Genomic DNA, 19,984 nt, shown 5'->3' on the forward strand with positions numbered 1-19,984 from the left:
GGCGCCCTTTTTCTTTACAGGCGCAGCACTCGTCGCATTTCCCCGCATAAAGCTGGTCAAGCGCGCCGCCCATCGCTAGAATTGCGCACTTTTTGATCAGAGGCACACCCAGTGCCCGGCAACCGCCTTGTCGTGCCCGACCGGCGGCGTCATTCAATACCGAGGTTAGACATGTCCACCACCATCGCAAAAGCCAACCCCAAGGTTGGCTTTGTTTCCCTGGGTTGCCCGAAGGCTCTGGTCGACTCCGAACGCATCCTGACGCAACTGCGCATGGAAGGCTACGACGTGGTGTCCACCTATCAGGACGCTGACGTGGTGGTGGTCAACACCTGCGGTTTCATCGATTCGGCCAAGGCGGAGTCGCTGGAAGTGATTGGCGAGGCCATCAAGGAAAACGGCAAGGTCATCGTGACCGGCTGCATGGGTGTGGAAGAAGGCAACATCCGCAACGTGCACCCCAGCGTTCTGGCCGTAACCGGTCCGCAGCAGTACGAGCAGGTGGTCAACGCCGTGCACCAGGTGGTGCCGCCGCGTCAGGACCACAACCCGCTGATCGACCTGGTGCCGCCCCAAGGCATCAAGCTGACGCCGCGTCACTATGCGTACCTGAAGATTTCCGAAGGCTGCAACCACAGCTGCAGCTTCTGCATCATTCCGTCGATGCGCGGCAAGCTGGTCAGCCGTCCGGTGGGCGATGTCCTCGACGAGGCCCAGCGCCTTGTCAAATCCGGCGTCAAAGAGCTGTTGGTGATCTCCCAGGACACCAGCGCGTACGGCGTCGATGTGAAATACCGCACCGGTTTCTGGAACGGCGCGCCGGTGAAAACCCGCATGACCGAACTGTGCGAAGCCCTCAGCAGCCTGGGTGTGTGGGTGCGCCTGCACTATGTCTACCCGTACCCGCACGTGGATGAACTGATCCCATTGATGGCCGCCGGCAAGATCCTGCCGTACCTGGACATTCCGTTCCAGCACGCAAGCCCCAAGGTGCTCAAGGCGATGAAACGCCCGGCGTTCGAAGACAAGACCCTGGCGCGCATCAAGAACTGGCGCGAGATCTGCCCGGAGCTGATCATCCGGTCGACCTTCATCGTCGGCTTCCCCGGCGAAACCGAAGAAGACTTCCAGTACCTGCTGGACTGGCTGACTGAAGCGCAACTGGACCGCGTCGGCTGCTTCCAGTATTCCCCGGTGGAAGGCGCTCCGGCCAACCTGCTGGACCTGGCCGTGGTGCCGGACGACGTCAAGCAGGACCGTTGGGAGCGCTTCATGGCGCACCAGCAGGCGATCAGTTCGGCGCGCCTGCAGCTGCGCATCGGCAAGGAAATCGAAGTGCTGATCGACGAGGTCGACGAACAAGGCGCCGTTGGCCGCTGCTTCTTCGATGCACCGGAAATCGACGGTAACGTGTTTATCGACGATGCCAGCGGCTTGAAGCCGGGCGACAAGGTCTGGTGCACCGTGACCGATGCCGACGAATACGACCTGTGGGCCGAAAAGCGCGACTAACTCTGTAAAGAAATACAAAAGCCCCGCCTCTGGACAAGAGGCGGGGCTTTTTTGGGTCTATTGTTTTGCCCATCAGAGCAGAGCGAGGCAAGGAGCAGCAGACATGCGCGAGCATTCGGTCATCCATACACCCAACACCGGCGACTACACAGAGTTGACGCGCATCTGGGAAGACTCGGTGCGGGCCACCCACGATTTCCTGCCGGACAGTTACATTGCGCTACTGAAAAACCTGGTGCTCACCCGCTACCTCGATGCGGTGATGCTGGTGTGCACCAAGGACACGCGCCAGCGCATCACCGGGTTCGCCGGGGTGGCGGCAGGCAAGGTCGAAATGCTGTTTATCGACCCGCTGCACCGAGGCCAGGGCCTGGGTCGCCAATTGCTGCGCTATGCAATCGAGCATTTGAATGCCGAGGCGCTTGATGTGAATGAGCAAAACCCCAAGGCACTGGGGTTTTACCTCAAGCAGGGTTTTGAAGTGGTCGGACGCACGGCCCATGACGGCCTGGGCCAGCCCTATCCGTTGCTGCACCTGCGTTTGCGTCAGCCATCCATGGCAAGCCCGCTCGCACATTTTCAAGCGCGCTGAAATGGGGCCGGGATTAACCGGCGCCAGGCAGGTACAATAGGCGCCCCTTTTTGTTACGGCCCTTGTCATGACTGACCCCATACGCCTCTCCAAACGCCTTATCGAACTGGTCGGTTGCTCCCGTCGGGAGGCTGAGCTGTTTATCGAAGGCGGATGGGTCTCGGTGGACGGTGAAGTGATCGACGAGCCGCAGTTCAAGGTCACCACGCAGAAGGTCGAACTGGACCCGGAGGCCAAGGCCACCGTGCCGGAGCCGGTGACCATTCTGCTGCACGCCCCGGCCGGCGTGGATGTCGAGACGGCGATGGCCTCGATCAGCGCCGAGACGCTGTCCGAAGAACACCGTTTCAGCAAGCGCCCGCTCAAGGGCCACTTCCTGCGCCTGACCGCCAGCGCTGACCTGCAAGCCAAGGCCAGCGGCCTGCTGGTGTTCACCCAGGACTGGAAGATCCTGCGCAAGCTGACCGCCGATGCCGCCAAGATCGAGCAGGAGTATGTGGTGGAGGTCGAAGGCGACATGGTTGCCCACGGCCTCAACCGCCTGAACCACGGCCTGACGTACAAGGGCAAGGAACTGCCGCCGGTCAAGGCCAGCTGGCAGAACGAAAACCGCCTGCGCTTTGCGATGAAAAATCCGCAACCGGGCGTGATCGCGCGGTTCTGCGAAGCCGTTGGCCTGAAGGTTGTCGCCATTCGCCGCATCCGTATCGGCGGCGTGTCCATCGGCAAGGTGCCGGTGGGCCAATGGCGCTATCTGTCCGGCAAAGAGAAGTTCTAAACGCCGCTCCCCTTTTCTCGACACCGCCTATTGGGCGGTGTCCTCAGTTGAATATCAGGATTGCCCACCATGATTCACAACGACGTACTGCGCAGCGTGCGCTACATGCTCGACATCAGCGACAACAAGATGGTCGAGATCATCAAGATCGGCGGCATGGACGTGACCAAGGAAGCCCTGCTGACCTACCTCAAAAAAGATGAGGAAGAAGGCTTTGTGTTCTGCCCGGACGAAGTCATGGCGCACTTCCTCGATGGTTTGGTGATCTTCAAGCGTGGCAAGGACGAAAGCCGTCCGCCGCAGCCGATCGAAACGCCGGTGACCAATAACATCATCCTCAAGAAGCTGCGCGTGGCCTTCGAACTGAAAGAAGACGACATGCACGCCATCCTCAAGGCCGCCGAGTTTCCGGTGTCCAAGCCGGAGCTGAGCGCACTGTTTCGCAAGTTCGGCCATACCAACTATCGCCCGTGCGGCGACCAGTTGCTGCGTAACTTCCTCAAGGGCCTGACGCTGCGGGTTCGTGCGTAAGCCATGACCTACAACGTCTCGCCTGTCGGCTTCGTGCGCTCCTGTTTCAAGGAGAAGTTCGCCATTCCGCGCCAACCGCAATTGGCGCCTGCCGCGCGGGGCGTGCTGGAACTGGTGGCGCCGTTCGACAAGGGTGAGGCGGTGCAGGGCCTGGAGCAGGTCAGCCATGTGTGGCTGCTGTTTGTGTTCCATCAAGCGCTGGAAGACAAGCCGCGCCTCAAAGTGCGCCCGCCGCGCCTGGGCGGCAACACGTCGATGGGTGTATTCGCCACCCGCGCCACCCATCGGCCCAATGGCATCGGCCAGTCGGTGGTGAAGCTGGACAAAGTGGAAGCGGGCCGCCTGTGGATTTCCGGGATCGATCTGCTCGACGGCACGCCGGTGCTGGATATCAAACCGTACGTGCCGTATGCCGACATCATCGACACTGCCACCAACGACGTTGCCAGCGCTGCGCCGCAACTGATCGGCGTGCAATGGCTCAAGGCTGCGTTGCAACAGGCGCAAGGCCATGCCCAGCGCCTGGACGAGCCGCTGGTGGAACTGATCGAGCAGTGCCTGGCGCAAGACCCGAGGCCGGCGTATCAGGTGCCAACGTCAGAGCGCGAATATGGGGCGCAGTTCTGGGATGTGGATGTGCGTTGGCACTATCCGGAGCCCGGGATGATTTGCGTGCTGGAAGTGCTGCCGGCTCAATAGCACGCAAACCAGATGTGGGAGGGGGCTTGCTCCCGATAGCGGAGTGTCAGTCACTGTCTCGGGTGACTGATACTCAGCAATCGGGAGCAAGCCCCCTCCCACATTTTTTTGGATCTGCGTTGTTACTGGCTCGGTATTACTTTTCGACGAAGGCGCGTTCGATCAGGTAATCACCCGGCTCACGCATGCGTGGCGAGACCTTCAGGCCGAAGCTGTTCAGCACTTCGCTGGTTTCGTCCAACATGCTCGGGCTGCCGCACAACATGGCGCGGTCGTCCTCGGGGTTGATTGGCGGCAGGCCGATGTCGGTGAACAGCTTGCCGCTGCGCATCAGGTCGGTCAGGCGGCCTTCGTTTTCGAACGGCTCGCGGGTCACGGTCGGGTAGTAGATCAACTTGTCACGCAGGGCCTCGCCGAAGAATTCGTTCTGCGGCAGGTGCTCGGTGATGAATTCGCGGTAGGCGACTTCGTTGACGTAACGCACGCCGTGGCACAGGATCACTTTTTCGAAACGCTCGTAGGTTTCCGGGTCCTGAATCACGCTCATGAAGGGCGCCAGGCCGGTACCGGTGCTGAGCAGGTACAGGTGTTTGCCCGGCTTTAGATCGTCAAGCACCAGGGTGCCCGTCGGTTTCTTGCTGATGATGATCTCGTCGCCTTCCTTCAAGTGCTGCAACTGGGAAGTCAGCGGGCCATCCGGCACCTTGATGCTGAAGAACTCCAGATGCTCTTCCCAGTTCGGGCTGGCAATCGAGTAAGCGCGCATGAGCGGGCGGCCGTTGGGCTGTTGCAGGCCGATCATCACGAACTGACCGTTCTCGAAGCGCAGGCCCGGATCGCGGGTGCACTTGAAGCTGAACAGAGTGTCGTTCCAGTGATGAACACTGAGGACACGCTCGTGGTTCATGTTGCTCATGTACGGGGGACTCCTGGAAATGGGTCTGCGCCAAAGATGTGGATGCGCAATTGCACAGCATTCTAATGGCGGCGACAATATCTGTTAACTGGATTATTAAGATAAGGGTTATCGGTTATATCGATATGCGATTTACTCTCCGTCAACTGCAAGTCTTCGTCGCCGTCGCCCAGCAGGAAAGCGTTTCGCGCGCTGCTGGCCTTCTGGCCTTATCGCAATCCGCCGCCAGCACCTCGATCACCGAGCTGGAGCGTCAATCCAGCTGCCAATTGTTCGACCGCGCCGGCAAACGCCTGAGCCTCAACGCCCTCGGCCATCAGCTCTTGCCCCAGGCAGTGGCGCTGCTGGACCAGGCCAAGGAGATCGAGGACCTGCTCAACGGCAAATCCGGCTTCGGCTCCCTGGCGGTCGGCGCGACCCTGACCATCGGCAATTACCTGGCTACCTTGCTGATCGGCAGCTTCATGCAGCAGCATCCCGAAAGTCAGGTGAAGCTGCATGTGCAGAATACGGCCAACATCGTGCATCAGGTGGCGCACTACGAAATTGACCTGGGTCTGATCGAAGGCGACTGCAGCCACCCGGATATCGAAGTGCAAACCTGGGTGGAAGATGAGCTGGTGGTGTTTTGCGCGCCGCAACATCACCTGGCCAAGCGCGGCACCGCGAGTCTGGACGAGCTGACCCGTGAAGCGTGGATTTTGCGGGAACAAGGCTCGGGCACGCGCCTGACCTTCGACCAAGCCATGCGCCATCACCGCAGCACGCTGAATATCCGCCTGGAGCTGGAGCACACAGAGGCGATCAAACGCGCGGTGGAATCGGGTTTGGGGATTGGCTGCATCTCACGCCTGGCGCTGCGCGACGCCTTCCGCCGCGGCAGCCTGGTGCCGGTGGAAACACCGGACCTGGACCTGGCCCGGCAGTTCTACTTCATCTGGCATAAACAGAAATACCAGACCTCGGCGATGCGCGAGTTTCTGGAGCTGTGCCGCGCCTTCACCGCAGGCGTCCAGCGCAGCGACGAGATCGTGCTGCCGAGTATTGCCTGAGGATCAGACGAGGATCACGGCCCACACCAGCGCGATCATGGTCAGCGCCACAAACTGCGCGGCGCTGCCCATGTCCTTGGCGTTCTTCGACAGAGGGTGGAGGTCCAGGGAGATACGGTCGATGGCCGCTTCCACCGCTGAATTGAGCAGCTCGACGATCAACGCCAGCAGGCACACTGCGATCATCAGCGCCCGCTCGACCCGGCTGACACTCAGGAAAAAGCTCAGCGGCACCAGGACGACGTTGAGCAGCACCAACTGACGAAAGGCCGCCTCGCCGGTGAAGGCTGCGCGCAGGCCATCCAGTGAATAGCCCCCAGCGTTGAAGATACGTTTGATACCGGTTTGACCCTTGAAAGGCGACATAGATGTAGGCAACTGAACCAAAGAAGTGGGGAAACTAGATCACGCAAAGTCAAAAAAGCGTGAAGCGGTAACAGCTTAGTGCTGCGAAATTGACTCAAGTTGTTGCAAGAGCAACGCCGCCTGGGTTCGCGTACGCACCCCAAGCTTGCGAAAGATTGCCGTGACGTGGGCCTTGATGGTCGCTTCCGACACGCTCAGCTCGTAGGCAATCTGCTTGTTCAGAAGCCCTTCGCAGACCATGGTCAATACGCGGAACTGCTGGGGCGTCAGGCTCGCCAGGCCATCACGGGCCGCCTTGGCTTCGTCGGACACGTTGATCTCTTCAAACGCCTGCGGCGGCCACGACACATCACCGTCCAATACCGTGCGCACAGCCTGCTGAATATCTTCCATGGCGCTGGACTTGGGGATGAAACCGCTGGCGCCGAACTCCTTGGAGCGCACCACCACATCAGCGTCTTCCTGGGCCGAGACCATCACCACCGGGATCTGCGGATACTGCCCACGCAGCAGCACCAGCCCGGAAAAGCCATAGGCGCCCGGCATGTTCAGGTCGAGCAGCACCAGGTCCCAGTCGGCTTTTTCGGTGAGGCGTGCTTCCAGTTCGGCAATGCTGGCCACTTCGACCAGGCGAACATCCGGACCCAGGCCCAGAGTGACGGCCTGATGCAGCGCACTGCGAAACAGCGGATGGTCATCGGCTATCAGGATTTCGTATGTGGCCATTGATTAAATGATCCTGTTTTTATGGGGCCCCTGATCGGCGCCCAGCTTGCTCAGCGCTGCCTGAAGGGTCAAGCACTACGCCGTGGGCATTTTAGCGGGTTGTGGCGTTACCTTGCCATCATGGCTTTGCCGTCGGGACAAAGGGCACAAGGCGCGTGTGGACGTTGTCGGTCGGGTCCAGTGGCAACTGGAATTTGGCGGCCAGGTAATGGGTGCTGAACACGTCGAGGTAGGCGTCGAGTACTTCGCTGGCGACCAGGTCGTCGGCCAGCTCCAGGCACAGGGCTGCAACTTCGGCCGTGCAGAAATGATCATCACGCTTGGAGCGCCGCAGCTTGTAGCGCGACAGCTGGTCCGGCGCCAGGCTCAGCACCGGCAGATGCTCCAAGTAGGGGCTCTTGCGAAACATCTTGCGCGCCTCGCTCCAGGTGCCGTCCAGCAGGATGAACAACGGGCGCTTGCCCTCCTCCACGCGAACTTCACTGACCACCCGCTCAGGCGTCACAAACTCACCGGGAAACACGATGTAGGGTTGCCACTGCGGGTCGGCCAACAAAGTGAGCAAACCCGGATCAACCTCGGTGCGCGACCAGGCGAATGCGCGGGTGTCGTGAATGACATCCGCAATCAGCCAGCCGGTGTTGCTGGGTTTCATCGGTTCGACATCGTGCATCAACAGGCACATGGCCGACCGGGCGTGGACCGCTGGTCGCCAGGCGCACAGGCAATACTCGGGAATCACACGGCAGTTGGGGCAACGTTCGGCGCGCGAACCACGGTTGAGGAAGGGGCGCACGGCTCGCGCCAGGCGCTCGGTGCGCAGGCGGAAAACGGCGTGGCTCATCGGGTGCGCCGTAAAATCGGGTCAATCGACACGGGAAAAACTCGTGGCAGGTAAAAGTGGCCGCAGTTTACCAGCGATACGCCTGGCTGTAGTGGCCAGGGCTCACCTATAATCTCGCGCCACTGAACGCACAGCCCTGTGGCAGGTCTATGCACCAGTAACCGAATCAGGAGAGTTTCATGCTGCGTTCCATGCTGCGCCTTGCTGCCCCGTCCATCGCCCTCGCGCTGGTGCTGCCTGTTGGCGCCCAGGCGGCCTCGCTGCTGGAGGCCCAAATGAACAGGAAGCTGCAAAGCGTCGCGGCCGAAAGCAATAAGGACCTGCCCCGGGAAATAGACGAAAAAACCCTGGAAGTGGCCTACACCGTTGAAGGCATGCAACTGATCGATCACCTCAGCGTTCTGCCTGACCGCGCCGAACAGATGCGCGCCAACCCCAAGGCTGTGTATTTCCAGCTGGGCCAGAGCGTATGCCTGAATCCGGGTTACCGCGAACTGATGGCCAAGGGCGCGGTAATGCGCTACGAAATTACCGAGAACAAGACCAACCGCCCTGTGGCGTCGGTCAAGTTCGTGGAAGCGGATTGCCCGGCACCGACTGCCGCGAAAAAGAAAAAGTAAGCCCTGCTTGATCCTCTCGTGCCCAGGACCCTGGGCGCGTGACACCCCCGCGTCAGTTTCTCCCGTACAGCCAGACACTTGCTTGACCGCCAATAAGCGGTTGCCAGCCAAGGGTTTTTCGGCCCATGATCAAGCCATCCCATCCTTTCGCTCGCAGCAGTTTCACTGCTGTTCTGTAATATTTTTCAGGGCAAAAAAGGAGAAGTTGAATGCCTTATGAATCGAATGAGCTTCTATTACGTCACTTTGAAGAAAACGGGACTGATCTCACGCAGCAGGTCGACGCGCAGCTCCAACTGATCGCTCCCAACAGTCAGAATATCCCTTTGTATCGCGACATGATTCTTACCGTCCTGCGCATGGCCCAGGACGATCGGGACCGCTGGAATGCCAAAATCACCCTGCGCGCCATCCGCGAGCTGGACCATGCCTTTCGCGTGCTGGAGCAGTTCAAGGGCCGGCGCAAGGTAACCGTGTTCGGCTCAGCCCGGACGCCGATGGAAAGTCCGTTGTACGCACTTGCAAGGGAAGTCGGCGCCGCCCTTGCACGCTCGGACCTGATGGTCATCACCGGTGGCGGTGGCGGCATCATGGCTGCGGCGCATGAAGGTGCAGGCCTGGAGCACAGCCTGGGGTTCAACATTACCCTGCCGTTTGAACAGCACGCCAACCCGACCATCGATGGCACCGATAACCTGCTGTCCTTCCATTTCTTTTTTACCCGCAAACTGTTCTTCGTCAAGGAAGCCGATGCGTTGGTGCTGTGCCCCGGCGGTTTCGGCACGCTGGATGAAGCGCTGGAAGTATTGACGCTGATCCAGACCGGCAAAAGCCCACTGGTACCCGTGGTGTTGCTGGATGCGCCGGGAGGCGGGTTCTGGCAAGGCGCTTTGGACTTTATCCGCAGCCAACTGGAAGCCAACCGCTATATCCTGCCCACCGACCTCAAGCTGGTGCGGTTGGTGTACAGCGCAGAAGAAGCAGTGGAAGAAATCAACCAGTTCTATGCCAACTTCCATTCCACACGCTGGCTGAAGCGCGAGTTTGTGCTGCGCATGCATCACGCCCTCAGCGAGCGTGCAATGGCTCACCTGCAGGATGAGTTCGCCAGCCTGCGCTTGAGCGGAGAATTCCAGCAACGGGCCTACACCGGGGAAGATCACGATGAACCGGAGTTCAGCCACCTGACGCGACTGGTGTTCAACTTCAATGGTCGCGATCAAGGCCGTTTGCGTGAGCTGGTGGATTACATCAACTTGCCGGAGAACTGGGCAGAGGCCCAAGGGAAAGCGCAGCAGCGAGTGGCGCCGGAACCAGCTTGATTTTTGAGCAAAAAAAAGGCCCACTATTTTCATAGTGGGCCTTTTCTGCACAGTGCTTTAAATTTTGCAAAATGCGTTCAATGTGGGAGGGGGCTTGCTCCCGATAGCGATAGTTCAGTCTCCGTTGTACTGACTGAAACACTGCTTTCGGGAGCAAGCCCCCTCCCACATTTTTTACACGCATTATTTGATGACGGAATTATCAACGGTCTTGATGAACGCGCCAGTCAAATCACGGTAGATATTGAGCTGCGCATTATCGGATTTACGAGTTGCCAGTACATTAATGTCATTTACCGAATCACCGTTCACATCAGACTGGACGGAAACAGCGATGGGTGTCAGCGTGTTACCCGCTGAAAATGGAATATAGGTAACCGCACCGTTCGATGTAATGACTTTTACCCCTACAACACCAGAGTCCGCATCCGCATAGAGGTTGTAGGTGTCACCGTTAAGCGTGTCGGTATCATAAAGCACATTGTTGCCTACCGGCTCGGCAGCACTTGTAATCATGATGGCATCGACATCGGCGCCATCGGTGCCCGGGATTACACTGGTGCTGTTGCTGGTGTCGACCACCTTCACATAAGGATAAGCAAGCACCTTATCGACTTGTCCGTCGATATTGAAACCTGCCCAAGAGCCTGAACCACCGGATGCCTGGGAGACAATCGTGGGTGTCAGCCTGGTGTACGACACGCCATTGGCTGAGACGTACACATCAAATGAATCCCACCAGCCAGCCTCATACACGTAGATGTCGACAGCTGAAGTGCCATCAGCCTTGAGCGCATTGGGACCCACTTTAAATACTGCGCTGCCACTCTTTCCCAGGGACAGGTACTTACCATCCGGCGTGCCCACTGCATTACTTTGAATAGCGCCGTCACCAGATGCCCCACTTCCAGGACTATAGTCAACGACTGACGTGACGAATCCCACAGCAGTTCCAGGAGACTCTGCATAGGTAGAGTATTTTTCGGCATGGGCTGCGGCAGACAATAGGCACATAAGCGCGATGATGATCTTCTTCATACTGATTCCTTTCTGTTTCATGGGGACTCCTTTATGGCGGATCAAAGCGAAGCTCCGATTTTTGTGACTCAACGAATTTCTGGTGTCTAGTCCTGAAATAGGTTTACACCTGTTTCAGTCTCAAAACGCCTGATGCACCGCATCGGGCGTTTTGTATTTCAGGGATAAGTGCGGCCGCTCCCCGTTGTAGATCAGCACCGACTCATCCACCATTTTTACGGCATCCGCCAAATCTTTGGGCCGGTGCAGCAAAAACTCAGTTTTCAAAATCCCGTTTACCCGCTCTGCCATCGCGTTCTGATAGCAATCGTAGCCGTCCGTCATTGAGCACTTGATCCCATGCTTGGCGTGCATTTGCTGGTACAGGTCGGAGCAGTATTGGGCCCCGCGATCCGAGTGATGGATCAGCGATTGCTTGGATTTTCTCTGGCTAACAGCTTTCTGCAATGCTTTGACCACCGACTCCGTATGCAAGCTGTCATGCACATGATGACCCACGATCTTGCGTGAGTACGCGTCTGTTATCAGGCTGACGTAAACAACACTTTCCCGCGTGGGCAGATAGGTAATATCTGCAACCCAAACCTGCTCGGGCCTGCCAGCGACAACTTGTTCCGGGCCTGCTTTGAGCAGGTTGGGATGGCGGCGGAACCGATGATGGCTATGCGTAGTTTTATGATAAGCACGCTTTCGAGGAACCAGCTCTCGCGCTTCGCGCAAGATGGAAAAAAGACGGTCTCGACCAACAATTACCTGCACTTCAGCCTCAGTGCTCATCAGATAATGCAGCTTGCGCGTGCCTAACCTCGGCTGACGACGCCGCTTTTCCAGAACAAAGTCCACTACTTGCTGGTCTTGGTGAGCTCTCGCATCAACGGCTTGGTTACGTTTGTAATACGCTTGGCGCGAAATTCCCATGAACAGGCAAGCCCTGGTAATGCTCAGGTCTTGGATTTGCCCTTGCGAGAGGACTTGCCGGGTCGCTTTTTTACGATGGACACACCGTAATCATTTTTCAAGACGTTCACGACAGCTTCAAAGAACTGGGCCTTTTGATTGCTCAGCGCCAACTGTTCTTCAAGCTCTTTAATCCGCTGCTCGGGTGTCAGCGGGAGGTTGGGGTCGGTCATCGGCCTGCTCCGCGGCGCTCGGATTGAGGCGCCTTGGCTCCAGTCCTGTCGGCCATGCTTGCGTAGCCAAACCAGTACCGTGGACCGGCCCTGAATGCCAAAGCGCCGTTGAGCCTCTTTATAACTCAACTCGCCTTTTTCGACTTGGTCTACGACCGACAATTTAAAAGCTAGCGTGTAATCGCGTTGGCTGCGCCTTTTTCCCGTATCCATTGAGTCCTCCTGAAGAAAGGTCAGAAGGTGTAAACCTTATTCAGGACGGGACATGGAACAAAAAAAAGCCCACTATTTTCATAGTGGGCTTTTTCTGCACCGCGCTCTAACTACAAGCACGTTCAAGGTACGAAGAGACTTAACCCTCCCACCTACTTATATGCTGTTCAATCGTCCATATCCTGGCCGCTTAACAAGCGACTGATCATCTCCATCGAAAAACCGCGATAACTCAAAAAACGCCCTTGCTTCGCGCGCTCCCTGGCATCAATTGGCAGATGGCCAGAAAACTTGCGACGCCAGGTGTCTTCCAGCTGCGCTTGCCAACTGATACCGCACTCGCGCAGGGCAAGGTCGATATCGGCACGTTGCAGACCACGCTGGCTCAGCTCTTCGCGGATTCGCGCAGGGCCATAACCGGAGCGGGCTCGATAGGACACGAAACTTTCGAGATAACGGGATTCCGACAGCAGCCCTTCTTCCGTCAAACGGTCCAGGGCTGTTTCGATCATTTCGGGCTCTGCGCCGCGCTGACGCAATTTACGCGTCAGCTCGACCCGACCATGCTCGCGGCGAGCGAGCAGGTCCATTGCAGTGCGCCGAACGGCGACGAGTGTATCCAATACAACGGTCATCGTTTGCTTCAGATATCAGTGTCAGCTTCTTCCACTTCTTCAACCGGCTCACGGTTGGCGGCAGCCTTCACATCCGGCGCTGCGGTAAGCAGCTTGTCGCGAATCTGCTTCTCAAGCGTGGCCGCGATATCCGGGTTCTCTGCCAGGAACTTGGCCGAGTTGGCCTTGCCTTGGCCGATCTTGCTGCCGTTGTAGGCATACCAGGCACCGGACTTCTCGACGAAACCGTGCAGCACGCCCAGGTCGATCATCTCGCCGTTCAGGTAGATACCCTTGCCGTAAAGAATCTGGAACTCAGCCTGACGGAACGGCGGAGCGACCTTGTTCTTCACGACTTTAACGCGGGTTTCGCTACCGACTACTTCGTCACCTTCTTTCACCGCGCCAGTACGGCGGATATCCAGACGGACCGACGCGTAGAACTTCAGCGCGTTACCACCGGTGGTGGTTTCCGGGCTGCCGAACATCACGCCGATTTTCATACGGATCTGGTTGATGAAGATAACCAGACAGTTGGCGTTCTTGATGTTACCGGTGATTTTACGCAGCGCCTGGGACATCAGACGGGCTTGCAGGCCCACGTGCATGTCGCCCATTTCGCCTTCGATTTCAGCCTTGGGTACCAGGGCTGCCACGGAGTCGACCACGATCACGTCGATGGCGTTGGAGCGCACCAGCATGTCGGTGATTTCCAGGGCCTGCTCACCAGTGTCCGGCTGGGAAACCAGCAGGTCGTCGACGTTGACGCCCAGCTTGCCGGCGTACTCGGGGTCGAGGGCGTGCTCGGCGTCGACGAATGCGCAGGTCGCGCCCATCTTTTGTGCCTGGGCAATCACCGACAGGGTCAGAGTGGTTTTACCGGAAGATTCAGGACCGTAGATTTCGACGATACGGCCTTTTGGCAGACCGCCAATGCCGAGCGCGATGTCCAGACCCAGAGAGCCAGTGGAAATAGCCGGGATCGCCTGACGGTCGTGATCGCCCATACGCATTACGGCACCCTTGCCGAATTGACGTTCGATCTGACCCAGGGCCGCAGCCAAGGCTTTCTTCTTGTTGTCGTCCATTAAAGTCCTCACGTAATCAATAAGGCCTGGCGGCCAACACCTGTATAAGTAGACAGTATTGTTCCACAAAGATGAGAGATCGCCTACCCCTGATTTTCCATTTCTGCTGCAGCTCGTCGCAACAAGCCCTCCAGCGCGGCTTTTACCGTTTGTCGGCGGACCTCATCCCGGTTGCCGGGAAAGTGCGCCAACTGCGCCGACACCTCATCACCCACCCCCCACGCCAGCCAGACGGTGCCCACCGGTTTGTCCGGCGAACCACCATCGGGGCCGGCCACGCCACTGACTGCCACGGCAAAGCGCGACAGGCTTTTCTCCTGCGCACCACGCACCATCGCTTCCACTACCTGCTGGCTGACCGCCCCAACCTTAGCGAACAACGGCTCCGGCACATTCAATTGCCGAGTCTTCTGCCGATTGGAATAGGTGACATAACCCGCCTCGAACCAGGCCGAGCTGCCGGGGATTCGCGTGATGGCCTCTGCGATGCCGCCGCCCGTACACGACTCGGCCGTGGTGACATGGGCATTGAGCACCTGCAAACGGCGGCCAAGTTCAGCGGCAAGCTGGGTGATTTCGTTCACGGTCGTCTCCGGGAGTGGGCGGGCGTTCGCCTACCCTACAGGAGCCAATCAACCATGCAAGTTGCAGCGTGCATCAAGACGCTAACGCACAATCGCTCGCACATAGGCCTGGCACGCACGCAAGGCGATCAGGGCGTTATCACCGTCGTCGGTGATGCCGATAATTCGCTGAGCATGCGCCGGGTCAAGTCGGGCTCGCGGGGCTGCATGAACCACGCTGCCGGTGGCGGTGGGGGCAGGCACTGCACTGCAACTGATGGCGTCGGCGGGGTCGAGAAGGACTGACAGCCGCACATCAGCAGTGGCCAGGCGGTCACGCAGAGCAGTCTGGTTACGTTGGGCATCGCTCAACTCCTGTGCATGTTGTTTGTCGCTGGCGCTGAGCTGTTGCTCAAGGGCCAGGCGTTTATCCTGTTCTGCCTGTTGCTGGCGCAACGCCGCCTGGCTTTGCTGGCTGAGCGCCTGTGCATGGGCTGCCGACTGGCGCTCAAGCTGCGCCCCCAAGCGCCAGGCCTGCACCTGCCACACCACGGCAATCAACAGGCCGAAACCGATCAGTCGATACACCGCTAGAAAGCGCATAACACCGCCTTCGCCTGTTCCCATAATTGCAAACGATCCTCCAGGCCATTAAGTCCGCCATTGATGCGCCGCGTGATGGTGGTGAACTGGTCTATATCTGCCAGCTCGTTCAGGCCATTGCTCTGCCAGAACCACGCCGCAGACGCACAGGCCCACTGCGGCTGCTCCAGCAGTTCAGGTTGTTGCAGCAGACGGTCATCACCGAACAATGCCTGGCTGCAGGCGAGGTAGTTGCGCCGCCCGGTGACCTGGATCAGTCCCCTGCCCCGATACTTCTGGCCGTCGCCATCGGCTTGGGGCGTATTGCCCAGGCGCGCGGCCAGGGTACCGGTGTCGTATTTGCTGAGGTATTGATCACTGCCCAGTTCGCGCACATAGCGCAGTTGGCCGGACTCGTGGCCGATCTGTGCGAGGAACGCCGCCCAGCGTTTTGCGGTATTGATCTCATAAAGGACGCTGGCGTCATTCAACGCCGTTAAAAAAAAGCCCGCTCTGGGGCGGGACAGGGGCATGACATTAATAAGCTGCGCGAGTGATATCACCATGGTTGTTACTCTGGAAAAGTCTAGGCCGACAAACCGCCGGCAATGATGGAACTGCGATACCCCGTGGCCGGGTCCCCCACGTGCGTCACCTTATTGATCGACCAGCGCCCCTGCATGTAAGACGGCCAGGATTCATCCAGCAGCAACAGACCTTCGGCAGCCAGCAGCGGATTACCGGGACAATCGATCATCAATGTCAGGCCCTCGCGGCCGACCCGACGCAATTCCGCTTCAGCAACGGACTGCGCTTCGGCCTGGTTCTGATAGCGCTGGCGCAGTGTCTTGAACGGCGCGACGCCAACCTGGGCCACACGTTGCTTGCCCGCTGCGGCATCCCACCAGGCAGCGCGACTGCCCATGTACTTCGAGCGCGATTTTTCGTCGAGCGTGGCGGTGATGAAGGCCGGTTCACCGGGGCGATTGTCGCGGGTCACCGATAACGTGACGTCCGGCAACAGTTGACCGGAAAGCGTTTTGACCCGCCCGGCTTCCGCCAGCACATACAGCTCGTTGATCGGCTTGGTCACCGCACGATAACGCTTGGCCAAACGGGTGATGAATGCCATGTCGCTTTCGTTGGACTGATCGACGTGGGCAATCGCAATCCCGTCCAGCTCGGGCGCCACGCGCGGTGAGTAGCCGTGGCGACTGACCAGTTGGCGAAACAGTGCGCCCAGGGTGGTCGGCCCGTAACTGGCAGAGCGACGCTGACGATAGCCACTGGCATCCTGCACGCTGAAAGGTGCAGCAGTGGCGACGATCATCAAGCGCATAGGAAACAGCACCGGCGTTCTTTGGGTAATCACGAACTCGCCTTTCTCCACCAGTCCGGACTCCTGATAACCGACTCGCAGGCCGATCTTGCCGCTCAGGCTGGGCAAGCCCTCCAGGCCCTCGATATTGAGGGTCAGTTCCAGCCGATCGGCCTCAATGCCCGCCGCATCAGTGTGACTCCAATGCATCAAGCGTTGATTGAGCAGCGCCGCATTGGCGCCGTAAAACTCAACGCTGGGGGTAAATCCCTGTGCCATGTCGCCTCCTTAATCCCAGGCCGAAACGGGACGCACGGCAGAAGGCCGCGACGCCAGCTCAGGCACAATCACCCACACACCTGCCGGCAGCACCGGGCCGTACTCGGCAAGCTCAGGGTTCAGACGCCAAAGCGTTTCCTCCGCGCTATCGTCGCAACGGCCCAGCTCCCGGTAGAGCAGCAGGTTGACCGAATCCCCGGCAATACTTCGCACTCTACGCATTGACGAATTCCTCCAGTTCAAGGGTCCAGGTCATGACCATGGCGGTGCCGTCATCGATCACGTTGCTTTGGACTTCCGTCACCGAATTGATCCGCCACAGGCCCCAATTGCGGCCGATACCGTCGACCAACGGCAGCGGCGCGCGGGCATTCTGCAAGGCGCGCAATTCGTCCAGTCGCTGCATGCCCACGGCGTACATCGCGATACCGCCGAAGGTCAGTTTTTCCAGCTTCTGGCCGTTCTGTCGCGACTGCGGCTTGCTGGCGATAATCGCCAAGTCCTGCCAGCCGCCATCGCTGGCGCGGGACAACGTGGAATAGGCGAACCCTCGGGACAGGCCGAAAATAAAGTCGCCGAGCACCATTTGTTGTCGCATCAATCACCTCCTGATGGATCGGCCAGTGCCGCATTACGTCGGATGCCCAGGGTGTCGGTCACCATCGGCAGGCATTGGAACTGCAGGGCCTGGATCACCTGATTGACCACCTGCTGGGCATCTGCCGGGTTCACACCGGTGATCTGGATGCTCGGCGAGAGGGTCACCTGGACGTTATCCGTGCTTGCGCGGGTGAGTTCCTTGCTCAGCGTATTGGGCGCAGGCAGACGATCGCTTGAGCCAAACACTTTGTCCCCGAGCCAGGCGCCCGCTTCACTGCCGAGCAAGCCGCCAATGGCGCCGCCGATGGCGGTACCGACACCCGGAAAGACCAGGGTGCCAAGCGCGGCGCCAGCGGAAGCGCCAGCCCAGGCGCCACCGGCAGTACTCAAACCAGCGCCGACGGCATTGGCGTCACCATTGCGTACGCCCTGCACCACATCGATGGCCGTGTCGACGTACTTCAATGGGCCCAGGCGACGGGCAGCGCCGGACTCAAGCCTGGCCAGCGTGCCGGACAGACCTGCCGCCAGGCCTTTTTCGCTGCTGCGAGCCAACGGCCGGATGGCTGCCGGCGCAACCGGGGCGGCAAACGAGTTGCCGGGAACCTGGGTCGACGGCGGGGTCACACGGGCCGCGTCGAACGCCACTGGCGGTTGGCCCATTGCACTGAGTGCTGGGCCAGGCCTGATTACCGGCGCTGGAGGCAATGGTTGGAGCTGCGCGGATTGCTGGGAGCCGGCTGTCCGGGATGGGCGTTGCACCGATTGCCGCGGGCCGGCGGCAAGGGGCTGGCGCGCAACCGGTTGGCCCGGCCTGGGAAGCCCGACGCGCCGCTTCTTGTTCGCGGCGGGTCTGGTTTTGTCTTTCCTGCGTACCGTATCGCCAACACTCTCGGGCATCTGCGCCGCAGATCCGCCCAACGCACCCGGCGCGCCGAGGGACAATGGAGCGGCGCAGCAACAGTGCGCGTCCTTGCCCTTTTCGCCATCAAAACCGCCGTCCTTGAACAGCTTGCCAATGCCGGGGAGCCTGCCGAGGGTGGCATCGACCACATTGCCTGCAAGCCGGCTTTTAATCGTTTCTCCCAATCCTGAAAGGACTTCGGAAATCACCGGCGTCACCGTGGTCGATACCACGGCCTGCGCCGTTTTGACCGCGCTGGCCAAAGCCGGTGAACCTTCAACAGCGCTATTGGCGCTCTGCGTCAGGCCGATCCTGGCCTTCAACCACAGCGCTTCGCCCCACACCGGTGCGGCGTCCAGGGTGGTGGAAAAGCGTTTTTCGCTTTCACTGGACGCCTCACGCAGCACGCTGATCGACTGTTCCGAGCGGGCTGTTTTATCAAGCGTCAGGTTGCTGCCTGAATGCTGCAGCGCACTGGCCAGATCGATGATCTGCGCGCTGCCCAGCGTCAGGGCCTCGCGGGTTTGCCGCTGATCCACAGACGTGCTCGAAGTGGACTCAGACAGCGTTGTTGATTCTGTCCGCTCATCCCGGCGCACAGGCTGCCGATCAAGGGTTCTCAACGATGACAAGACGCTGTCGAGCGAGTCCACACCCTCGCGCAAGGTGCCCAGCGACTGCGCCAGTTCATCAAGCTTCAGATTCGCGTTGGTCAGCGCAGCCACTGTTTCGGACAGCGCAGGCAAGCCCGCCAGTTGGCCTGAACTGTCAGCTGACAGCGGGCCTGGACTGGCAATATCGGCATCATTGGCCCCCTCTGCGCGACCGAAAACGCCCTGGCCATCCCTGGCCAAGGCATAGGCGAGCGAATAGGTATTCTGCATCCCGCTTACTCCTGTTTGACGCCAAGGCGAGTGATCGCGATGTCGTAGCGGCGCAACGCTTTTGCGGCATCCCAATCGAGGATGTCTGCTTCATTTACCGAGTAAACCAGCGGTACCACATCAAGGATCACTTCGATGTCGCGCTGCGAAAGAAGTCCGCCGGTTGATTTAAAAAATCGTCGATGCGCTCCTGCAATTGCGTCCAGTCGGGCACGGTCAAGTCGCCCAGGTCAGGGATCATCAGGCCGGTGCAGTGAGCGGTGATGAACTCGGCGCGCTCTTTGTTGGTGGCGAGTTTCTTCATCACCTTGGTGGCACGCAGCGCGGGCATTTCCAGGGGCAGTTCGGTCAGTGTGCGGCCGGCGGCATTTAGCGGCAGCAGCAACTGGACGGGTTGGTCGTGGCGACTTTCTTCGTGCGTTTGCAGGAAGAACGACGCCGGGCGAGTCGACATTTCATGCACGTATTGCGCAATGCTCACGTAGTCCGGGCGCTTGAGTTGGTCGAGCTCTTTTTCCGACAGGCCGGTGGCAAGTTTCGCCAGTTCGAAAAACTGGTCGTCCTCGTCATCACCGGCCCGGGCCAGCGCGTCTTTCTGCGCGGCGTAGAACAGCGGTTTGAGTTGCACTTGCTCGATCGCAGCGCCGGTGTCGGCGGTGATCGGGGACAGCAGGCGATGCAGCGGTGGCATCCAGGCCATGGGGCTATTCCTTGATGAAAGTGGGATAAAAGCACCGCAACCGTGAAGCCGGGCGCGGTCAATGTGGGAGCCGGGCTTGCCCGCAATGCAGGCGACTCGGTGTATTTGCTGAA

General features: G+C 59.4%; 25 protein-coding genes. 8 read left to right on the plus strand and 17 right to left on the minus strand.

Going from position 1 to position 19,984, the window contains the following annotated elements; genetic code table 11:
- Positions 1-171: 171 nt before the first annotated feature.
- The 5 genes from rimO to tsaA all read left to right on the plus strand — a co-directional run bounded on the left by rimO (position 172) and on the right by tsaA (position 4,112).
- Positions 172-1,512, plus strand: coding sequence for a 30S ribosomal protein S12 methylthiotransferase RimO (gene rimO / locus ACXX81_RS16800; protein ID WP_046384502.1), 1,341 nt, complete (start codon positions 172-174; stop codon positions 1,510-1,512).
- A 103-nt stretch (positions 1,513-1,615) separates the two neighbouring features.
- Positions 1,616-2,104, plus strand: a complete 489-nt coding sequence (locus ACXX81_RS16805) for a GNAT family N-acetyltransferase (RefSeq protein ID WP_231421877.1) — start codon at positions 1,616-1,618, stop codon at positions 2,102-2,104.
- A 67-nt stretch (positions 2,105-2,171) separates the two neighbouring features.
- On the plus strand, positions 2,172-2,882 hold the full coding sequence (locus ACXX81_RS16810) for an rRNA pseudouridine synthase (RefSeq protein ID WP_458572075.1): 711 nt from the start codon (positions 2,172-2,174) through the stop codon (positions 2,880-2,882).
- Positions 2,883-2,951: 69 nt separating this feature from the next.
- Positions 2,952-3,413, plus strand: a complete 462-nt coding sequence (locus tag ACXX81_RS16815) for a YehS family protein (protein WP_458572076.1) — start codon at positions 2,952-2,954, stop codon at positions 3,411-3,413.
- Positions 3,414-3,416: 3 nt separating this feature from the next.
- Entirely contained in the window at positions 3,417-4,112 is a 696-nt protein-coding gene (tsaA, locus tag ACXX81_RS16820) for a tRNA (N6-threonylcarbamoyladenosine(37)-N6)-methyltransferase TrmO (RefSeq protein WP_458572077.1), read from the plus strand.
- A gap of 136 nt (positions 4,113-4,248) precedes the next feature.
- Here the strand turns inward: tsaA and fpr are convergent, their stop codons facing one another.
- Positions 4,249-5,028, minus strand: coding sequence for a ferredoxin-NADP reductase (gene fpr, locus ACXX81_RS16825; protein ID WP_003231344.1), 780 nt, complete (start codon positions 5,026-5,028; stop codon positions 4,249-4,251).
- Between the two features lie 125 nt (positions 5,029-5,153).
- Here fpr and ACXX81_RS16830 point away from each other — a divergent pair, with 125 nt between their 5' ends.
- The gene (locus ACXX81_RS16830; RefSeq protein ID WP_003231346.1) at positions 5,154-6,080 is read left to right on the plus strand and encodes a LysR family transcriptional regulator; all 927 of its coding nucleotides are present in this window, start codon (positions 5,154-5,156) and stop codon (positions 6,078-6,080) included.
- Between the two features lie 3 nt (positions 6,081-6,083).
- Here the strand turns inward: ACXX81_RS16830 and ACXX81_RS16835 are convergent, their stop codons facing one another.
- The 3 genes from ACXX81_RS16835 to ACXX81_RS16845 form a co-directional block, all read right to left on the minus strand.
- Positions 6,084-6,446: a diacylglycerol kinase gene (locus ACXX81_RS16835; RefSeq protein ID WP_209989377.1), complete on the minus strand. Its 363-nt coding sequence runs from the start codon at positions 6,444-6,446 to the stop codon at positions 6,084-6,086.
- A gap of 75 nt (positions 6,447-6,521) precedes the next feature.
- Entirely contained in the window at positions 6,522-7,172 is a 651-nt protein-coding gene (gene erdR, locus ACXX81_RS16840) for a response regulator transcription factor ErdR (protein WP_003231349.1), read from the minus strand.
- Between the two features lie 118 nt (positions 7,173-7,290).
- A complete protein-coding gene (locus ACXX81_RS16845) occupies positions 7,291-8,016 on the minus strand; it encodes a tRNA-uridine aminocarboxypropyltransferase (RefSeq protein WP_322212814.1) in 726 nt (241 codons plus the stop codon).
- 179 nt (positions 8,017-8,195) lie between these two features.
- On the opposite strand from ACXX81_RS16845, the gene ACXX81_RS16850 reads away from it, so the two are divergent.
- Together ACXX81_RS16850 and ACXX81_RS16855 are read left to right on the plus strand one after the other, a co-directional pair.
- Positions 8,196-8,636, plus strand: a complete 441-nt coding sequence (locus ACXX81_RS16850) for a PA3611 family quorum-sensing-regulated virulence factor (protein ID WP_057007719.1) — start codon at positions 8,196-8,198, stop codon at positions 8,634-8,636.
- A 209-nt stretch (positions 8,637-8,845) separates the two neighbouring features.
- Positions 8,846-9,958 carry an LOG family protein gene (locus tag ACXX81_RS16855; RefSeq protein ID WP_209989371.1) on the plus strand — a complete coding sequence of 371 codons (1,113 nt, stop codon included), beginning with the start codon at positions 8,846-8,848 and terminating at the stop codon, positions 9,956-9,958.
- A gap of 183 nt (positions 9,959-10,141) precedes the next feature.
- On the opposite strand, the gene ACXX81_RS16860 is transcribed toward ACXX81_RS16855, so the two are convergent.
- The 13 genes from ACXX81_RS16860 to ACXX81_RS16920 all read right to left on the minus strand — a co-directional run bounded on the left by ACXX81_RS16860 (position 10,142) and on the right by ACXX81_RS16920 (position 19,871).
- Positions 10,142-11,017 carry a hypothetical protein gene (locus ACXX81_RS16860; protein WP_458572078.1) on the minus strand — a complete coding sequence of 292 codons (876 nt, stop codon included), beginning with the start codon at positions 11,015-11,017 and terminating at the stop codon, positions 10,142-10,144.
- 99 nt (positions 11,018-11,116) lie between these two features.
- Positions 11,117-12,339 (minus strand): IS3 family transposase gene (locus tag ACXX81_RS16865; RefSeq protein WP_458572079.1). Its coding sequence is split into 2 segments (ribosomal slippage): positions 11,117-11,988 and positions 11,988-12,339, totalling 1,224 coding nucleotides; the frame shifts between segments, so codons are not numbered across the junction.
- Between the two features lie 167 nt (positions 12,340-12,506).
- Positions 12,507-12,974, minus strand: a complete 468-nt coding sequence (gene recX / locus ACXX81_RS16870; RefSeq protein WP_458572080.1) for a recombination regulator RecX — start codon at positions 12,972-12,974, stop codon at positions 12,507-12,509.
- Positions 12,975-12,982: 8 nt separating this feature from the next.
- Positions 12,983-14,041, minus strand: coding sequence for a recombinase RecA (gene recA, locus ACXX81_RS16875; protein ID WP_003231359.1), 1,059 nt, complete (start codon positions 14,039-14,041; stop codon positions 12,983-12,985).
- A gap of 83 nt (positions 14,042-14,124) precedes the next feature.
- Positions 14,125-14,625 (minus strand): CinA family protein, encoded by a 501-nt coding sequence (locus ACXX81_RS16880; protein ID WP_209989366.1) that lies wholly within the window; start codon positions 14,623-14,625, stop codon positions 14,125-14,127.
- An 81-nt stretch (positions 14,626-14,706) separates the two neighbouring features.
- Positions 14,707-15,207 (minus strand): lysis system i-spanin subunit Rz, encoded by a 501-nt coding sequence (locus ACXX81_RS16885; RefSeq protein ID WP_458572081.1) that lies wholly within the window; start codon positions 15,205-15,207, stop codon positions 14,707-14,709.
- Positions 15,195-15,752, minus strand: a complete 558-nt coding sequence (locus ACXX81_RS16890) for a glycoside hydrolase family 19 protein (RefSeq protein WP_209989360.1) — start codon at positions 15,750-15,752, stop codon at positions 15,195-15,197. Before ACXX81_RS16890 ends, ACXX81_RS16885 begins: the two co-directional genes overlap by 13 nt.
- A 20-nt stretch (positions 15,753-15,772) precedes the next feature.
- The gene (locus tag ACXX81_RS16895; protein WP_209989357.1) at positions 15,773-16,783 is read right to left on the minus strand and encodes a contractile injection system protein, VgrG/Pvc8 family; all 1,011 of its coding nucleotides are present in this window, start codon (positions 16,781-16,783) and stop codon (positions 15,773-15,775) included.
- Between the two features lie 9 nt (positions 16,784-16,792).
- Complete coding sequence (locus tag ACXX81_RS16900; RefSeq protein WP_057007712.1) at positions 16,793-17,005, minus strand: tail protein X; 213 nt, start codon at positions 17,003-17,005, stop codon at positions 16,793-16,795.
- Positions 16,998-17,381, minus strand: coding sequence for a phage tail protein (locus ACXX81_RS16905; RefSeq protein WP_458572082.1), 384 nt, complete (start codon positions 17,379-17,381; stop codon positions 16,998-17,000). The genes ACXX81_RS16900 and ACXX81_RS16905 overlap by 8 nt, the downstream gene beginning before the upstream one ends.
- Entirely contained in the window at positions 17,381-19,171 is a 1,791-nt protein-coding gene (locus ACXX81_RS16910; protein ID WP_458572083.1) for a glycine zipper domain-containing protein, read from the minus strand. Before ACXX81_RS16910 ends, ACXX81_RS16905 begins: the two co-directional genes overlap by 1 nt.
- Before the next feature lie 5 nt (positions 19,172-19,176).
- Positions 19,177-19,302 carry a hypothetical protein gene (locus ACXX81_RS16915; RefSeq protein WP_015371366.1) on the minus strand — a complete coding sequence of 42 codons (126 nt, stop codon included), beginning with the start codon at positions 19,300-19,302 and terminating at the stop codon, positions 19,177-19,179.
- Positions 19,299-19,871, minus strand: a complete 573-nt coding sequence (locus ACXX81_RS16920; protein ID WP_209989344.1) for a phage tail assembly protein — start codon at positions 19,869-19,871, stop codon at positions 19,299-19,301. The genes ACXX81_RS16915 and ACXX81_RS16920 overlap by 4 nt, the downstream gene beginning before the upstream one ends.
- Positions 19,872-19,984: the final 113 nt, after the last annotated feature.

The sequence above is a fragment of the Pseudomonas sp. GNP013 genome (assembly GCF_054343995.1).

Bases quoted from the DNA above. Each gene is read 5' to 3' on its own strand.
- ACXX81_RS16910 (WP_458572083.1), bottom strand. From the start codon at position 19,171: ATGCAGAATACCTATTCGCTCGCCTATGCCTTGGCCAGGGATGGCCAG.
- ACXX81_RS16815 (WP_458572076.1), top strand. From the start codon at position 2,952: ATGATTCACAACGACGTACTGCGCAGCGTGCGCTACATGCTCGACATC.
- fpr (WP_003231344.1), bottom strand. From the start codon at position 5,028: ATGAGCAACATGAACCACGAGCGTGTCCTCAGTGTTCATCACTGGAAC.
- ACXX81_RS16890 (WP_209989360.1), bottom strand. From the start codon at position 15,752: ATGGTGATATCACTCGCGCAGCTTATTAATGTCATGCCCCTGTCCCGC.
- erdR (WP_003231349.1), bottom strand. From the start codon at position 7,172: ATGGCCACATACGAAATCCTGATAGCCGATGACCATCCGCTGTTTCGC.
- ACXX81_RS16835 (WP_209989377.1), bottom strand. From the start codon at position 6,446: ATGTCGCCTTTCAAGGGTCAAACCGGTATCAAACGTATCTTCAACGCT.
- tsaA (WP_458572077.1), top strand. From the start codon at position 3,417: ATGACCTACAACGTCTCGCCTGTCGGCTTCGTGCGCTCCTGTTTCAAG.
- ACXX81_RS16810 (WP_458572075.1), top strand. From the start codon at position 2,172: ATGACTGACCCCATACGCCTCTCCAAACGCCTTATCGAACTGGTCGGT.
- ACXX81_RS16855 (WP_209989371.1), top strand. From the start codon at position 8,846: ATGCCTTATGAATCGAATGAGCTTCTATTACGTCACTTTGAAGAAAAC.
- ACXX81_RS16900 (WP_057007712.1), bottom strand. From the start codon at position 17,005: ATGCGTAGAGTGCGAAGTATTGCCGGGGATTCGGTCAACCTGCTGCTC.
- recX (WP_458572080.1), bottom strand. From the start codon at position 12,974: ATGACCGTTGTATTGGATACACTCGTCGCCGTTCGGCGCACTGCAATG.
- ACXX81_RS16895 (WP_209989357.1), bottom strand. From the start codon at position 16,783: ATGGCACAGGGATTTACCCCCAGCGTTGAGTTTTACGGCGCCAATGCG.
- ACXX81_RS16885 (WP_458572081.1), bottom strand. From the start codon at position 15,207: ATGCGCTTTCTAGCGGTGTATCGACTGATCGGTTTCGGCCTGTTGATT.
- ACXX81_RS16905 (WP_458572082.1), bottom strand. From the start codon at position 17,381: ATGCGACAACAAATGGTGCTCGGCGACTTTATTTTCGGCCTGTCCCGA.
- rimO (WP_046384502.1), top strand. From the start codon at position 172: ATGTCCACCACCATCGCAAAAGCCAACCCCAAGGTTGGCTTTGTTTCC.
- ACXX81_RS16850 (WP_057007719.1), top strand. From the start codon at position 8,196: ATGCTGCGTTCCATGCTGCGCCTTGCTGCCCCGTCCATCGCCCTCGCG.
- ACXX81_RS16860 (WP_458572078.1), bottom strand. From the start codon at position 11,017: ATGAAACAGAAAGGAATCAGTATGAAGAAGATCATCATCGCGCTTATG.
- ACXX81_RS16830 (WP_003231346.1), top strand. From the start codon at position 5,154: ATGCGATTTACTCTCCGTCAACTGCAAGTCTTCGTCGCCGTCGCCCAG.
- recA (WP_003231359.1), bottom strand. From the start codon at position 14,041: ATGGACGACAACAAGAAGAAAGCCTTGGCTGCGGCCCTGGGTCAGATC.
- ACXX81_RS16805 (WP_231421877.1), top strand. From the start codon at position 1,616: ATGCGCGAGCATTCGGTCATCCATACACCCAACACCGGCGACTACACA.
- ACXX81_RS16845 (WP_322212814.1), bottom strand. From the start codon at position 8,016: ATGAGCCACGCCGTTTTCCGCCTGCGCACCGAGCGCCTGGCGCGAGCC.
- ACXX81_RS16920 (WP_209989344.1), bottom strand. From the start codon at position 19,871: ATGGCCTGGATGCCACCGCTGCATCGCCTGCTGTCCCCGATCACCGCC.